This window comes from Mycobacterium sp. M23085, from assembly GCF_045343915.1.
GTDB lineage: Bacteria > Actinomycetota > Actinomycetes > Mycobacteriales > Mycobacteriaceae > Mycobacterium.
The window spans coordinates 647,713-662,679 of sequence record NZ_CP174280.1 but is presented as its reverse complement, the minus strand read 5'-3'; the positions used below and the strand labels follow the sequence as shown (position 1 = coordinate 662,679).

Annotated in this window: 16 protein-coding genes; 9 read left to right on the top strand and 7 right to left on the bottom strand. The window is 63.9% G+C overall.

The genetic code is table 11. From position 1 onward, the window contains the following. Positions 1–399 precede the first annotated feature (399 nt). The 4 genes from ACIUM1_RS02755 to ACIUM1_RS02740 all read right to left on the bottom strand — a co-directional run bounded on the left by ACIUM1_RS02755 (position 400) and on the right by ACIUM1_RS02740 (position 4,262). Positions 400–1,737, bottom strand: a complete 1,338-nt coding sequence (locus ACIUM1_RS02755) for a low temperature requirement protein A (RefSeq protein WP_406815770.1) — start codon at positions 1,735–1,737, stop codon at positions 400–402. Between the two features lie 46 nt (positions 1,738–1,783). Continuing rightward, entirely contained in the window at positions 1,784–2,677 is an 894-nt protein-coding gene (locus ACIUM1_RS02750; protein WP_406815768.1) for a S1C family serine protease, read from the bottom strand. Positions 2,678–3,161: 484 nt separating this feature from the next. After that, positions 3,162–3,719, bottom strand: a complete 558-nt coding sequence (locus tag ACIUM1_RS02745; protein ID WP_406815767.1) for a type 1 glutamine amidotransferase domain-containing protein — start codon at positions 3,717–3,719, stop codon at positions 3,162–3,164. A gap of 150 nt (positions 3,720–3,869) precedes the next feature. After that, positions 3,870–4,262: a DUF2267 domain-containing protein gene (locus ACIUM1_RS02740; protein WP_406815766.1), complete on the bottom strand. Its 393-nt coding sequence runs from the start codon at positions 4,260–4,262 to the stop codon at positions 3,870–3,872. 251 nt (positions 4,263–4,513) lie between these two features. Here ACIUM1_RS02740 and ACIUM1_RS02735 point away from each other — a divergent pair, with 251 nt between their 5' ends. The 5 genes from ACIUM1_RS02735 to ACIUM1_RS02715 all read left to right on the top strand — a co-directional run bounded on the left by ACIUM1_RS02735 (position 4,514) and on the right by ACIUM1_RS02715 (position 7,557). Further along, a complete protein-coding gene (locus tag ACIUM1_RS02735) occupies positions 4,514–5,239 on the top strand; it encodes a type 1 glutamine amidotransferase domain-containing protein (RefSeq protein ID WP_406815765.1) in 726 nt (241 codons plus the stop codon). 17 nt (positions 5,240–5,256) lie between these two features. Next, complete coding sequence (locus ACIUM1_RS02730) at positions 5,257–5,868, top strand: hypothetical protein (RefSeq protein ID WP_406815764.1); 612 nt, start codon at positions 5,257–5,259, stop codon at positions 5,866–5,868. Between the two features lie 271 nt (positions 5,869–6,139). Next, entirely contained in the window at positions 6,140–6,397 is a 258-nt protein-coding gene (locus tag ACIUM1_RS02725) for a hypothetical protein (RefSeq protein WP_406815763.1), read from the top strand. A gap of 245 nt (positions 6,398–6,642) precedes the next feature. Next, positions 6,643–6,939, top strand: coding sequence for a putative quinol monooxygenase (locus ACIUM1_RS02720; protein WP_406815762.1), 297 nt, complete (start codon positions 6,643–6,645; stop codon positions 6,937–6,939). 96 nt (positions 6,940–7,035) lie between these two features. After that, positions 7,036–7,557, top strand: coding sequence for a hypothetical protein (locus ACIUM1_RS02715; protein WP_406815761.1), 522 nt, complete (start codon positions 7,036–7,038; stop codon positions 7,555–7,557). 55 nt (positions 7,558–7,612) lie between these two features. Here the strand turns inward: ACIUM1_RS02715 and ACIUM1_RS02710 are convergent, their stop codons facing one another. Then, the gene (locus tag ACIUM1_RS02710) at positions 7,613–7,954 is read right to left on the bottom strand and encodes a putative quinol monooxygenase (protein WP_406815760.1); all 342 of its coding nucleotides are present in this window, start codon (positions 7,952–7,954) and stop codon (positions 7,613–7,615) included. Between the two features lie 101 nt (positions 7,955–8,055). Next, entirely contained in the window at positions 8,056–8,622 is a 567-nt protein-coding gene (locus tag ACIUM1_RS02705) for a DJ-1/PfpI family protein (protein WP_406815759.1), read from the bottom strand. Positions 8,623–8,976: 354 nt separating this feature from the next. Between ACIUM1_RS02705 and ACIUM1_RS02700 the strand changes: the two genes are divergently transcribed. From ACIUM1_RS02700 to ACIUM1_RS02685, 4 genes are all read left to right on the top strand, one after another. Beyond that, entirely contained in the window at positions 8,977–9,549 is a 573-nt protein-coding gene (locus ACIUM1_RS02700; protein ID WP_406817501.1) for an HdeD family acid-resistance protein, read from the top strand. A gap of 100 nt (positions 9,550–9,649) precedes the next feature. Then, positions 9,650–10,696 (top strand): YncE family protein, encoded by a 1,047-nt coding sequence (locus ACIUM1_RS02695; protein ID WP_406815758.1) that lies wholly within the window; start codon positions 9,650–9,652, stop codon positions 10,694–10,696. Between the two features lie 378 nt (positions 10,697–11,074). Beyond that, positions 11,075–11,341 (top strand): UBP-type zinc finger domain-containing protein, encoded by a 267-nt coding sequence (locus ACIUM1_RS02690; RefSeq protein WP_406815757.1) that lies wholly within the window; start codon positions 11,075–11,077, stop codon positions 11,339–11,341. Between the two features lie 95 nt (positions 11,342–11,436). Continuing rightward, positions 11,437–13,047: an FAD-dependent oxidoreductase gene (locus tag ACIUM1_RS02685; RefSeq protein ID WP_406815756.1), complete on the top strand. Its 1,611-nt coding sequence runs from the start codon at positions 11,437–11,439 to the stop codon at positions 13,045–13,047. Positions 13,048–13,244: 197 nt separating this feature from the next. Here ACIUM1_RS02685 and ACIUM1_RS02680 read toward each other — a convergent pair whose 3' ends face one another. Then, on the bottom strand, positions 13,245–14,678 hold the full coding sequence (locus ACIUM1_RS02680) for an NAD-dependent succinate-semialdehyde dehydrogenase (RefSeq protein ID WP_406815755.1): 1,434 nt from the start codon (positions 14,676–14,678) through the stop codon (positions 13,245–13,247). Positions 14,679–14,967 lie beyond the last annotated feature (289 nt).

Sequence of the window (14,967 nt, the reverse complement as noted above, 5' to 3'; positions counted from 1 at the left end):
CCCTCGGTGGTATCGTTACCCGTTTCGATGGACGGTGTTACACCGACCACCGCGTCGGGCTTCCTTCAAGACAGGAAGTGCACTCCAACCTTCGACGCCAGTCGAGCGGGCGCCGAAGATTAAGCCTCAGCTCGGATCCCGCCCTGTCATGTCTCGGGACATCGTTGACAGGTGTCCCGAGACATCGTTTACACCTAGCCGGTTTTCGAACGTTCCCGCATTTGACACCCCGGCGGTTTGGTAGTCGCGGGAGGGATCGTGTGTGACTTGGATGAGCAGTCGGTGCCGCAGTGCAGGACGCGGATCCGAGGTTGTTGGTCAGATCAGGTGGGCTCCGCTGCGACGTAGCGTCGACCCGCCGGGTGGTTAATCGCCCCCTTGGGGGACTTAGACAGTGCGTCACGGGTTCCCTTGACCGGCAACGTGATCCGGATCAGAGCGTCCTCGGCGACGTCGTCGTCGGCCACCTGGGCCCGCGTGGCGCCACCTGGAAGCCAGACCAGGCGAGTCGTGACGAACAGCCCACGTGGCGGCGCGGCTGCCCCCTCCCGTCCGGATCCCAGCGGGACCGGGCCGAAGGCGCCAGCCGAGGGGCACCCGCGGCGGATCGTTCCCGCCCCGGATCTCCCAGATGACGCGCAGGGCGGAGACCAACAGCAGGACGGTCAGCGTGGTGAGTGCGGGTAGTCGCACGGTGAGTGGGACGGTCGCAGCCATGACGCCCCCGGCCACGAGCCGGTCGACCATGATCCTGCGGTGGTCGCGCCACCGGTAGGCGACGTCGCCGAGATAGAACAATGCGACGCCGCCGCTGAGGGCGACACCTGGCAGCGGCGCCATCCGCTCGTCCGGGTGTCCCACGGCCTCGTACACGCCGAGGGCGAAGAAGACGATGCCAGTGACCAGCACCAGGTGGAGATAGCTGTAGGCGTCGCGGGCGTGCCGGGCCCGGCGAGCCGGGCTCAGCCGCCGCAGCCGCGCGGCGGCGAGGGGGCTCGGCTCGAAGTACGTCCACCACATCCCGGCGGCGATGAGCACCGCCGTCAACACCGCGACGGCGGTCAGCGGCCGGCCGATGCTGTCCTTCGCGCCGCCACCCGCACGGACGATCGACTCGCCGAGGGCGATGATCACGATGAGACCGTGCCGCTCGACGAAGTATCGCGGGGACACCCGCCACCCGGCGCGCCCGGCTATGAGCGGCCCGCTGAGGTCGACCGTCGCGGACACTAGCCACAGCAGCTCCCGGGATGGCGACGTCATGAAGGCTCCCACGACAATGAGCCCGGAACCGAACAGCAGGTAGGGCACCAGCTGGAGGGTGGGTGTGCGGAGCTCCTCATCTCCCCGCGTCGCGCGTACGAGCAGCACCACGTGAAGCAGCCGGACGAACACGTAGGCGGTCGCGAAGACCAGCGCCATCTTTCCGAAGGCGTTCGGCAGCGCCGTCGCTGCGATGAGCATCGCAGCCATCGCGAAGTAGATCAGGATGCGCGCGGTCGGGTCCGCGTGCTCGAAGGTGTTGGTCAGCCAGGCATAGTTCTCCCACGCCCACCAGATCGCCGCCAGTGCCAGCGCCCCTTGGCCGAATCCGGTCCACGAGACATTCGCCAGCATCAGGGTCGTTACCTCCGACATCGCATAGACGTAGACGAGGTCGAAGAACAGCTCAAGCGTGCCGACCGTACGGTCCTCGTGGTAGGCCGTCCGCTGGTCCGGTGATGCCCTGTCGATCACCGACACCTCCCATCCACCCGGAACGTCGGTCGCCGGGGGCCGCCGATTACGTGGTGGGGCGGTCTGCGACAGTGACCGAAATCTGTTGGGTCGCGCCGCCGCGTTGCACCGTCAGCTGGATCTTGTCGCCTGGTTTACTCCCCAGAAGTGCCGATATGAAGCTCTCGGCCGTCGGAGTGTCCCGACCATTTACCGCGGTGATAACGTCGCCCGGCTTGATGCCCGCGTCCGCCGCCGGACCGGGCGTGCCCACCGCCAGCACGACGACGCCGTCGGGGCGGTTGACCCCCAGCTGCTGGGCGATCTGGGGGGTCAGGGTGCGGGGCTGAATGCCGATGTAGGCATGGTGGGCAGTGCCGGTCGCTAACAACTGGTCAGCGACGTCGACGACCGTCGCGGCCGCTGTGGCAAAACCCAGGGCGACCGCGCCAGCCGACGGGGGTATATAGGCCTCACACACGCCGACCACGTGTCCTCGTCCGTCGATCAAAGCCCCGCCGGAGTTGCCGGGCGAGATCGGCGCGTCGGTCTGGACCAGGTCAACCAGTGGAGCGTCGGCGGATGCGGACCCGGGGATCTGGCGGTGCAGGCCGGAGATGATGCCCGACGTGACGGTGGCCTCGAACCCCAGCGGACTGCCGATGACCACGGCCAGCGCACCGACCTCCGGCAGCGACTTCTCAAATCTCGCGGGAGTCAGCCCACCCCGGTCCGCCTGCAAGACCGCGACGTCGGCCACTTTGTCCGCCGCACGAACCTTCGCGGTTACCTGCTGCCCGTCGGCGAAGGCCACCGTGATCTGGTGGGCCCCGGCGACCACGTGCGCATCGGTGATGATTGTGCCGTCGGCTTTGTACACGATGCCGCTGCCCAGGCCATTTTCCGTGAGCACCGTGACCACCGAGGGCTCCGTCTGCCGAACCAGTGTGGGTATGTCCACCGCGGCTGCCGGAACGGTGGCCGATTGGCCAGTGGGTGAGGTGGGTGTGGTCGGCGGGCTAGCGTTACGATCTGCGCGGCATCCAGCACAGAAAGCTACGGCGACCGCGACCGCCAGCAGCATCCAGACGGTCTTGCGTGCGATCGATGGTGTATGCATCGGCGACCTCGCCTCGGTAGGGAATCCGTCCACGCCGGACGAGGCGCCGCCTGCCGCGCCTTCTCACCAGACTGTGCCAGCCCAAGTCACGATCGGCCTCGTCCCGCCACTCCCAAACCCGGTGACCTCAGCTGACCTGACAGGCCGGGAAATCCAACGGCATTGCACACTCGGTAGTACTAGCGGCGATGTGTCGTTGTCTCGGTTTGTTGCCTAACGCAGACCATGCGTGCTGCCCGTTTGGGCGAAGGTCGGGGCTGCAGCGGTGGATCAGCAAGGTAATCAAAGGGTTTTCGCGACCTCCACCAGCCGCGGGTGAGTGTCATCATGTCGCTGCCGGGGTTTTGGCGAACGCTTTCACGATGGCGGCGCAGAACGCCGGCAGATCGTCCGGTGAGCGACTCGAGATGATGTTCCGGTCAATGGCGACTTCCTCGTCGACCACGTTAGCGCCCGCGTTGCGCAGGTCGGTCCGGACGCTGGGATGCGACGTGAGGGTTCGTCCCGCGACGACGCCTGCCTCGATGAGCGTCCATGGGCCGTGACAGATCACCCCGACCGGTTTGCCCGACTCCACAAAGTCCCGCACGAATGCGACTGCACGTTCGTCGGTGCGCAGCTTGTTGGGATTTACCGTCCCGCCCGGCAGCAGCAGGCCGCCGTAGTCGTCGATCGACGCGTCGGCGACAGCCCGATCGACAGTGAACGTGCCTGCTGGATCGATGTCGTTGTCGCGCAACCGAATCCACCCATTACGCAAAGACAACAGTTCGGTCTGCCCACCGGCCTGGTGCACCGCCGCGGACGGATGCACAAGCTCGACCCGTTCCACGCAATCGGCTGCCAGAATTGCGACCTTTCTGCCCTGCAACATGTTTGACATGACTTCCACTTCTCACACCGCCGCCAGTTGTGGTCTGGGTACTACGATGTTGCGACGGAATCGAATTCGTCGCGGGCCTCGACTGGGCGCCAGGGCGTTCGAACTTACTCAGCGTGCTGACAGGTGGTTGCGCCACGGCAACTGGAGGCTCTATACCACCCGTGGTGGGTTAGGCGACGGGAGGAGCCTGGTGAAGTCCACAGGGAGCTGCGACATGAAGTCGTTGAACTCCTTCCGGTCAACCGCCTCCCGCAAGGTCAGCAGCACCGCTTCCACACCGGTCATAGTCTCGGTCTTGGTCAGCCCAGTGCGGTTGCTGACACGCACAATCAGGTCATCCAGGTCGAATTTCTCCGGACCTTTGCTGTTCCATCGCACTGAGTCGCCAAGATCCTCGGGGAGTTGTCGGATCAGGTGCCGTACCTCTCCGGCGCTGACTCGCATCGCCAAGACCTCGAGTACCGCACGCGTCAGATCGGCTGCCTCCCCCTTCGACAGCATGGCGCGCTCGGCGACGTCGCGATAAAACTCGTGAGCATTCATCGGCTCATCTCCAACTGTCTGTTCCGCAGAGCGGCGGTCTTCTCGGACAATGCCCGCCTCTGCGTTGCGGCGCACCAGCCTGTGGTTAGTAAGAGTCGACCGACCGCCTGTTCTGGCAGATCGAGACCGCTGCAAAGGACGCGCCCTCAGGCCTAGCGAAGGCCACAGTTTTGGCACCCGTGTGTCCAAGACCGCAGGCAAACGCAGCGGCATTATGTCGGCGAACGGTCGGATCATCAAGGTGGTACTCAATGGCTCGAATACTGATCGTGCTCTCCGGCAGCGACCACTGGACGCTGTCCGACGGCACCCGTCATCCCACTGGGTTCTGGGCCGAGGAATTCGTCGAACCCCACCGCACCTTCCGCCACGCCGAGATCGACGTCGATATCGCCACTCCTGGCGGTGTCCGACCGAGCATCGATCAGGTCAGCCTGGCGCCCGATCGCGCCGGTGGCGAAGAACGCGCCGCCGAGCTTCGTCGCTATTTGGAATCGCTGGAGCACGAGCTCGCCGCCCCAATGTCGGTGGAGCAGGCCGCCGACGATCTGGGCAACTACGACGCCGTCTTCATTCCCGGCGGCCACGGGCCGATGGAAGATCTGCCGGACTGTCGACCACTCGGCCGAATTGTGGCCGGTCTGTTCGACACGGGACGAGTCGTCGCTGCGGTATGCCACGGGCCGGCCGGACTGCTGGCGGCCCGCCGCGAGGACGGCACCTGGCTGTTCGCCGGCCGACGGCTGACCGGCTTCACGAATGAGGAAGAGCGCCAGGCGGGTCTGGCCGAGCGCGCCAAGTGGCTATTGGAGACCCGGCTGCGCGAGGAGGGAGCGGACTTCGACCAGGGCAAGCCATGGAGTTCCCACGTGGTGGTGGACGGGCGCCTTGTCACCGGCCAGAATCCGGCCTCCTCAAAGCAGGCGGCCGAACGCACGCTTGCGGTCCTCATGGCGGCACAGTCCCCGCAGTCGTGACGATGAAGGAGCCACGGATGCATGTTCGGTGCACGCTGATAACCGCCGACCCTGAACGGATCGACGACGCCATCGCATACCTCGCTTCGGACGGCAGATCGCGCCTTGCGTCGGAGCCGGGTGAGCGGGGTGTGTCGTTGCAAGTATCTTTCCACCTGACTGTCGCGGTCCTCGAGTCGTTCTGGGTGTCGCACGATGCCATGCGAGAAAGCGAACGCGTAGAGGGCGGTATCCGCGACGAAGCTCTCCGTCTCGGGCTCGGCACCGCCTCGGTCGAACGCTTCAGCAGGGCGAGCGTGACTCGGGTGGGGCCGGAAAAGGGCGGAGCCGGAGTGCGCCACACCGTCTATCAGACGAATCCGGCCGCACTCGACGAGGCGATCGCCGGATATGAAGACACCGCGGTGCCTTGGCTGACGGAAACCGACGGCTTCGTGAGTGCGGCCCTGCTGGTCGATCACCGCTCTGGACGGCAACTCAGCCAAACCATTTGGCGCGATGTCGACGCGTTGGTAAAGAGCCGCAGTCCTGCCGCAGGTATCCGGGTGGACGCCGTCGCGGCGACCGACAGCGCCGTAGTCGCACTCGACGAGTACGGACTGGTGTATCGGTCGACCGCGGCGGAGTAGTCGACATCGCCAGCGCGACAGCGCATTACGTCTCAGGAACGCATTGATGGTCACGATAGGGTGACTGCCGTGCGCGGACGAAGGGGAACACCGCCCACGGTGCACCCTTTAGCGCGGAGCCGGTGCCTCGTCGTCGCCCGACCAACACCAGTGGAACACGCCGGCCCGGAGGCAGCGTACGGAAGAAGTGATCCCTCATGACAAGGACGGCGGTTCAGAATCGACCTGCCGGGTCGTCTACTGCCGACGAACGAGCGAATACCGTTGAGTCATGGCTAAAGACACAGAAAACCACAGCACCACCGACACCCAATCCACCGCCGGAAACCAAGGCACCACCGGAAACGGCTCCACAGACCCACAGGCGCCCGGAGGCAACCCGGACAACCGCGAAACCGTTCAGAACATGGACGCACCCGAACTCCGCAATGCCGTCATAGAGCTGCTGACGATCATTGACGATTCCGATGACATGGACGTGGTCGTCACCATCTCAGACGACGGCACTGTCGTCGTCGAGGCTGCCTAGTCCGATTGGCCGCCGACGGCGTCGAGCGAATCGAACTGGAGCAGGTCGCCGTGCTATCGGCGGCGCGAACTGGATCGTGTGTAGTTTCGCACGTTCAGTTCGCGCGCAGGTGTGGCTTTCGTTCAAGCAGTGAAACGGCTGGGTCTGCGGCCGATGGGCAAGTGGTAACCGAGAAGTGATGGGACACTCCGCCACACCGGCGACGTCCTTCGCTTTTCTTAAACGACAGCGGAAAAGGGGTAAGCATGGCGACAAAGGCATTGCTGGTGCGGATCGAGGCCAAGCCCGGCAAGGAGGACGCAGTCGAGAAGTTTCTTCTGTCGGCGCTGCCGCTCGTCGAGCAAGAACCAGGCACGAAACCATGGTTTGCGGTTCGGTTCAGTCCGTCGACATTCGGCATCATCGACGCTTTCCCCGACGAGGCGGCACTAGAGGCGCATCTTCGCGGCGCAGTTGGAAAGGCCCTCGCGGAGAAGGCCGACGAGCTGTTCGCCTTTAGGCCCGACATCAGCAAGTTGGACATTCTCGCCAACAAACTCTGAGGCCACGCCCTGATCGCCTTGGGGCAATGGAGAATTGACGTATGACACCGGTAGACGACGGTCTGGCCGCCCATCTCTAGCCGATCGGACCACATCGTGGACTCGTCGACACCACGCACGCGGGTTACGGCGGCGGCGTGCGTGCTGATTGCCGTCGCCGCGGTCAGCGGCTGCGGCGCCGGACAACTCTCGCAAACCGCCGCGATGGAACCGGCCGTCAACGGGTCCATGGCCACCCTCAACAACATTGCGCTGCGCAACATCCGGATCCGTGCCAAGCAGACCAGTTATGCGGTGCGTCCAGGCATGGCCGTTGACCTGGCGCTGGTGGCCGCCAATCAATCACCGGACACCGCGGACGCCCTCGTCGCGGTCACCTCCGAAGTCGGTGCGGTCACTGTAGTCGGAAACACCGCGATACCGGCCGGTGGCATATTGATCGTCGATAACCCCGACCGGGTGGACGCCGGCGCGCTGGCAGCGGTTAAACCCGCCAACATCGCCACCGCAACCGTGATACTGACCAAGGCGATCAGCAGTGGGCTGACTTACGAGTTCACGTTCCAGTTCAGACGTGTCGGCGAGGTATCCGTCCGAGTGCCGGTCTCAGCTGGCTAGCGCAATATCGGTGTCACGGCCACGGAGACGCCCAGATGTCTTCGCGGGACACGGGTTAGCGCGAAGCGGTCGGGTTGGCCTCGCGCCCGAGGGCACCGGCCGGAAGCTTTGCGGCGAGAACATCAGCTGTTTCGAGTACCGGAGTCTCCTCAAAGAGATGAGTATTGGCTTTGAGCGCCGCGGCTACCTTGCCGGCAAGATGAGCCTGCCTGCCGACCTCATCGGGAAACACCATATACAAACCAAATTCGAGCAATCCGAAGCGGACGGCGCACCACGCGATAGTGCCCGGTTCTTCCTCGACATCAGCGAGGCTACTGGACAGCAAATCCGCAACCTCTTGTGCCTTAGTAGGCTTAGCCTTGAGCCGCGCGGCCAACGCATATGTGGCGTTCATGATGTGCTCCATTCCTGCTTATCGGTAGCATCGACCTCCCACCGCGCCGGATGTCGCTTGGGGCAACGGGTTTGATGGTGCTATGTGCCTTGGCCAGCCAGCTAAGCGCCGGGATCTGCGCCCTCGCCGCACGACGCGGGAGCTAACTGCTTGGAAAGGCGGGCAAACTCTTCGACAATGGTGCTGTAGAACGCGCGCAGCGCGTGCTGCGAGGTCGGCTCGCCACCCAATATGGACGCGCCGGTCTGTCGCATGGACCGGATCGTCAGACAGGGCGGGAGATTTCGGCCCGGGGCCACATCCGCCTCAAGCAAGGTCCAGCTGCCATGGCAGACGACCCCGACCGGCTTCCCCAAGCTAATGAAGTCACCGACGAATGAGACCACGCTGTCGTGGCTGGAAAGCTGGTGCGATCTCAACATGCCGGGCAGCAAAAGCAACGCCTCGTACTCGTCGGCCGACGCGTCGGCCACCGCCCGATCAACGCTGTACACGCGGCTTGGGTCGAGGTCTTCATCGAGCGATTCGATCTGCCCTGTTCGCAGCGACAACAGCTGCGTCTGCGCGCCCGCTCGCCGCACCGCATCGCCAGACCAGTCCAGTTCGGTCTGGCCCACGCCGTCCGCCGCAAGCAGTGCGATCCTCAAACCTTGGAGGCATTCGGTCATCTCGGACTCCACTCGGCAATGAAATGTATATGGGGATTTCCCGTTGACTAGCATCGCCTTTGCGGACGTCGGTATCCTGCTCCCGCCGGAGCGAATATGTCAGTCGCTATTCGCCCCGCCGTGACAGCCTGGCTACCTCGTTGCCGGGGCCTACCCGGATGGACCAGGCCGGAGGCGACATTCGTTGAACTCCCAGCACGAATCACGTGTGAAATGTTCGGCCTCGTGGGTGGACGCGGCAACGCAGCGGATTGTCAGACTCTGTAGTGACAACGCAACGATTCGCACGATCAACGAGGTGCAGAAGTGGTTAACGTAGGACACGCGGAAACGCCTGAAATCGACACGACGAAATTGTTGCCGCACGCATGGAAAGCAGCGCTGGCGTCGGGGCTGATCGCAGTCACACTTGGTGTGCTGATTCTGGTGTGGCCCGGCATCTCCATACTGGTCGCGTCCGTGTTATTCGGGGTGTATCTGCTCGCAATCGGCTGCGCCCAGGTGTTCGCCGCCTTCACGTTGCCCGTATCTGCGGGAGGCCGGATCCTACTTTTCATCGGCGCCGGCGCGGCGTTGATCGTCGCAGTACTTACCTTCCGACACTTCGGCCAGGCGTATGCGGTGCTGTTGTTGGCGATTTGGATCGCCATCGGCTTCATCTTCCATGGCGTCGCGACAACAGTCGCCGCTATCAGCCATCCTGGGCTGCCGGCACGCGGGTGGCGGGCCTTCTTCGGCATTCTCAGTTTGCTCGCCGGGATAATCGTGCTCGCGGCACCGTTCACGTCAATTGTCACGTTGACCATCGCGGTGGGGGTCTGCCTGATTGTCATCGGGACGTTCGAGATCATATCGGCGGTGCGCATGCGCGGGGACGTGAAAAGGGTCCGCGTCCGCGTGCGGCCGGCGACCGGCAGTGCGGCGTAGGCTTTGACGCGGCGACTCCGCAAAGAGTTTCGCGTCTGCCGCGGCACTCACTGGATGGATTGCGTGGTCGAATCCAATTAATACCAACGACGGCGAATTCATGGAAACCGTCATTTCGACGATCCCAGTCAAAGGCCACGTCCACGACATCACCGTGAGCCGTGATGGCGAGTATGCCTATGTTGCCCTGTCCACGTCGCTGATGGTGCTCAACAGCGAGAACCGAGTGGTGGCTGGCATTCCGCTGCCCGATCGTCCGACAAACCTGTTGGTGAACGCCAATAGCAAGCGGTTGATTGCCAGCCGGCGCGGGGGATCGGTGTCGGTCGTCGACACCGACACCTACGCCGTCAAAGTTTTGCGAGCATCCGTCGTTTCGGATGTGATGGTCAGCCCGGACGGGCACTACTTGTACGCGGTCCGTCGCCAGACCCCCGATAGAGGGGCCGCTGATCTCGTGACCGCAACCGACATTGCCAGCGAGTCAACGGGTTTCAACATACCCATCGACGACGTCGCCGGGCTTGCGCTCAACCCCGCGGGGACACGACTTTATGTGATTTCCTACGACCGCCGCACCTACTACCAATATCCGCCGGGCCGGCTATTTATGGTCGATGCTGCCAGCGGTACCGTGGCCGACGCCATCGCCGTCGGCGCATGTCCGGGGTCAGTAGCCGTGGGTCCGGACGGCACCTGCCTGTGCGTAACCCACTACGACACACGTTCGGTCTCGATGGTCAACCTAGCGGCCGGCACCGTTAAGGCGGTCGGCCTGCGGGACGTTCCGCTCGGCACGGTGTTCACCCCGGACGGCACCCATGTCTATGTGACCAATGAGCATTCACTGACCGTGATCGACACGACGACCACCAGCGCATTCGACCTGGGCGCCGGCGACCTACCCAGGGGTCTGCAGCTCAGCCCTGACGGAAAGCATGCCTACAGCACGAATTTCGGCGACGGCACAGTCTCGGTGATCGATACAATCACCAACTCGATCACAGCGACTCTCGAGGTGCTAAGCCATCCCGAGGCGGTGGCGGTCAGCGCAGGTGGTGAGCGTGTCTATGTGGGCGACTACTGGTCGTGCGCCGTCGCGGTGATCTCGGTGCCAATGCTGGGCGACCTGCGCGGCGACACCTGAAAAGACGTCATCGACGTCGCTGTCACCGGTAAGCACCGGCTGCGCGACCGGACTCGTTCGGCTGCCGAAGGTCACTCGTGCCGTTAGGACGAATTCGTATCTCGGTTTTCACCCCGGCGGGCGCTCGCGCAGCGCCAATCCGATTGCAAAGCTAGCCACCTAGCTGCGTACCGATGTGGCCATAACTCACTCGGCTTGCGCGCCCCGAACATCCTCAACTTGAGGAGATGCGATGACTCTCATGCGGTTCGACCCGTACCGCGAATTGCACCTTGGCCACAGGCAAATACTGACGCGTCAGTCGGGCGCCGAGTCCGTTGCTGCACTGCGCGATTGGCTTGACCGGGCGGTCTCAACGACAACCAAGGAGGCGCGATTATGACCTCGATATTCGTCGACCCCGACTTGGCGGCCATCCGCCGTGTCACTCCCAGAACTCCCGATGGCTGTGAGGAATGTTTGCGTCTGCATACCCCGTGGGTGCATCTTCGGCTGTGTCTGAGCTGCGGGCACGTCGGGTGTTGTGACTCGTCTCCGATGCGCCACGCGCGCAAACACGCGCACACAGTGGGCCATCCCATCGTCCAATCGTTCGAGCCCGGTGAATCGTGGCGTTGGTGCTATGTCCACGAAATCTATGTTTGAGGTGGCTGATGTCTGACGTAACGTCCGTTGAGTCATTGGTGGGTGGCACCCACGAGTGGGAGGAAACCCCCGATCTGTACGGTGCGTACCCACGGTTGACCGAGGATCAGATCACGACATTGCTCCCGGGCGGTACCACGCGGCAGGTCGGCATTGACGAAATCTTGATTCGCGAGGGGATGCGATCCGATGAGTTGCTTTTGAATTTGTCGGGCAAAGTCGCAATCGTCGCGGATGACGAGTCCGGCGAGAGGCGGGTGCTGCGCGTGCACGGACCCGGGAGGTTCCTGGGAGAGCTGGGCGATCTGGAAGGCCATCCGGCGTTCTACACCGCGATCGTCGTGGTCAAGGGTGATGCGTTGGCGGTTCCCACCAGCAGCGTGCGTGCCCTGGTCGCCCACGACCAAGTTCTGAGCGATCTGGTTTTGCGTGCATATCTGGTGCGCCGTTCTCTGTTGATCGGGCAGGGCATCGGGTTCCGGATTATCGGGTCGTGCTTCTCACCCGACTGCGCCCGTCTGCGAGAGTTTGCCGCCCGCAACCGATTACCACACCGATGGCTGGATCTAGAAGCTGATCGCAGCGCGGAGCGGCTGCTGCGCCGTTTCGGCATTCGGTCTGAGGACACGCCGGTGGTGATCTGGGGCACCAGGGTGCTTCGCAATCCGAGCAATGTCGAGCTTGCCCGGGTGGTCGGCCTTGCCATGCCGGACGTAATCAGCGACGAATGTGACCTGATCGTGGTGGGCGCCGGTCCGGCCGGGCTGGGTGCAGCAGTGTATGGAGCTTCGGACGGCTTGCGGACTTCGGCGATCGAGCGAATCGCCGTCGGCGGCCAGGCTGGGACTTCGTCGCGCATTGAGAACTACCTGGGCTTCCCCGCCGGAATCTCTGGGTCTGACCTAGCCGAACGGGCCTTCCTGCAAGCCGATAAGTTCGGCGCGCGAGTCTCGGTGTCCGCGGAGGTCACCCGGCTGGAATCCGACGGTGGACAGCTCCAAATTGTATTCGGCGACGACGCTGTCGCCGTCGGCCGTGCCGCGGTGCTTGCCACCGGAGCACGTTATCGCCGCCTGGCCGTCCCGGGGATCGAGGTGTTTCACGGTAACGGGGTGTATTACGCCGCGACCTACCAGGAAGCGCTGCTGTGTGGTGACGGGCCGGTCGTTATCGTCGGGGCCGGTAACTCCGCCGGGCAGGCGACGGTCTTCCTGGCTACTCAGGTGTCACAAGTTTATCTGCTGGTGCGGGGAGATGACCTGGGCAAGAGCATGTCACGTTACCTCGTCGACCAGATAGTTCAGCAGCCGCGGGCGACGGTCCGCCTCAACACCGAAATCCGCGAGGTCCACGGCGAAGAAACGTTGAAATCCGTTGTCGCCGAGAACAACCAGACCGGCGAGCGGCAGTCTATCCAGGCGCGCGCACTATTCGTGTTCATCGGGGCGGACCCGAACACCGAATGGTTGGCCGGCACGGTCGCTCTCGACGACCACGGTTTCATCGAAACTGGGCAGGCTGCAGCGAATCACATTGCGAGCGGCGACGGGCCGACTACGGTCCGCCGGCCGCTCTCCTTGGAAACCAGTGTGCCCGGAGTCTTCGCCGCCGGAGACGTGCGCAGCGGGTCGGTGAAGCGAGTGGCGTCCGCGGTCGGCGATGGGGCCATGGCGGTCCGGCAAATCAACAGCTACCTCATGAGCTGAGCTCCGCCGCCGTAGCGCTGCCTACGGCGAAAGGGACAACGCTGTCAGAGAACCTCGAGCGGACCAGCCCGGGTAGGCGGCGGCAACGCCCGGCCGAGGACAGGTACATCTCACGGGTCAGTTCAATGACGGCGCGGCGGCGCTCTGCCGAACGTGGGAAGGCGAACGGTGCTGTCATGACGCGTTGGTTGATGACCCTAGCCGAAAAATCCAACTGTCGGCTGAGCACCACGCTCGACCACCCGCACCAGCTTCGCGTTGACGAATTCCTTGATCCCCAGCGGACCGAGCTCGCGCCCGTAACCGGAGCGCTTGACACCTCCGAAGGGCAACTGCGGTTCCGAGCTGGTGGGGTAGTTGATCCAAACCATGCCGGTCGTCAACCGCGCTGCCAGGTTCCGAGCCCGCTGCTCGTCGCCGCTCCACACCGAACCACCGAGTGCGAAGGGCGTCGCGTTGGCGAGTTCGATGGCCTCAGCTTCGGTTTCGACCCGGTACACCTGCGCCGCCGGACCGAACAACTCCGTACGGAAGACCGGATTGTCCGGTGCGATGTCGGTCAGGATGGTCGGCTGGACGTAGGCGCCGGGACGGTCGATGCGGCCACCGCCGAGCACCAGGGTGGCGCCGCTGTCGACTGCCTGTTGAATCTGATCGATCAGCTGTTGTGCGGCCTGCTCGGAGCTGAGCGGGCCGAGGGTGGTGGCCTCGTCGTTCGGGTCTCCCGGCCTCAGCGCGGCCATTCGTTCCCGCATAGCCTGCAGGAAGCGGTCGTAGAGATCGCCGAGAATGATGAATCGCTTCGCGGCGACGCAACTCTGGCCGCAGTTCGCGACGCGGGCGGTCACCGCGAAGTCCACCGTGCGGTCGAAGTCCACATCGTCGAGCACGATGAACGGATCGCTGCCGCCGAGTTCGAGCACGGACTTCTTCACCTCGTGTCCGGCACTCTCGGCGACCGACTGGCCGGCGGCGTCGCTTCCCGTCAGCGAGACCCCGCGCACCAGGGCATTCGAGATGACCCTTTCCACGGTGCGACCGGGCACGAGCAGGTTCACGTAAACGCCGCGCGGCAGGCCTGCATCGGTCAGCAGTTTCTCGATGGCGATCGAGCTTTGCGGACACTGGCTCGCGTGTTTGAGCACGACGGTGTTGCCGGCGGCGATGTTGGGCGCAGCGAAGCGGGCAACCTGGTAAATCGGGAAGTTCCACGGCATGACGCCGAGCAGTACGCCCAGTGGCTCGTAGCGTATCTCCGCGCTGCCGGCGTCCACGTTGAGCGGCTGGGGCGCAAGTTGCTCCGCCGCGTTTTCTGCGTAGTAGCGAAGGATCTCGGCGCTCAGCTTCACCTCGCCGTGCGCTTCGTGACGAAGCTTGCCCATTTCCATTGTCATTAGGCCACCGAGCTCGTCGATACGTTCCAGCATCAGGTCGGCGGCGCGGGCGAGCACGGCCACCCGTTCGCTGACCGGACGTTCGCGCCAGGACAGGAAGGCCTGGTGAGCGTCGTGGACCGCGTGATCGACCTGTTCGTTGCTCATCGGGTTGAACTCGCGCAGCAACTCTCCGGTGGCCGGATTCACTGTGGCAATGGATGAACGGTGTTCGACTTTGACCGAATGTGAGTCCATGGTTTCCTCCAACGCTTGGCTCGCCGCGGTGGTCTGATGGCTGTCGCGATGCCGATGCTCATTCCGTGCAGCGGATTTCTGCGCGCGGCGTTATCTTCGACCCTCCCTGCATGGCAGCCGACATATTCGAAGTGTGGCCATCCGGTGTGCCCGAATCTTGAACCCTGACATACCTATTTCGCGGGGCGCATTCGTCCCGTCAGGACCACGGGCCGATGGCGGTTCGACAACATGGGCATGCTCGGGGAGCATTCCGACGGCGGGCTTCCAGCGGGAACAGCATCCTGAC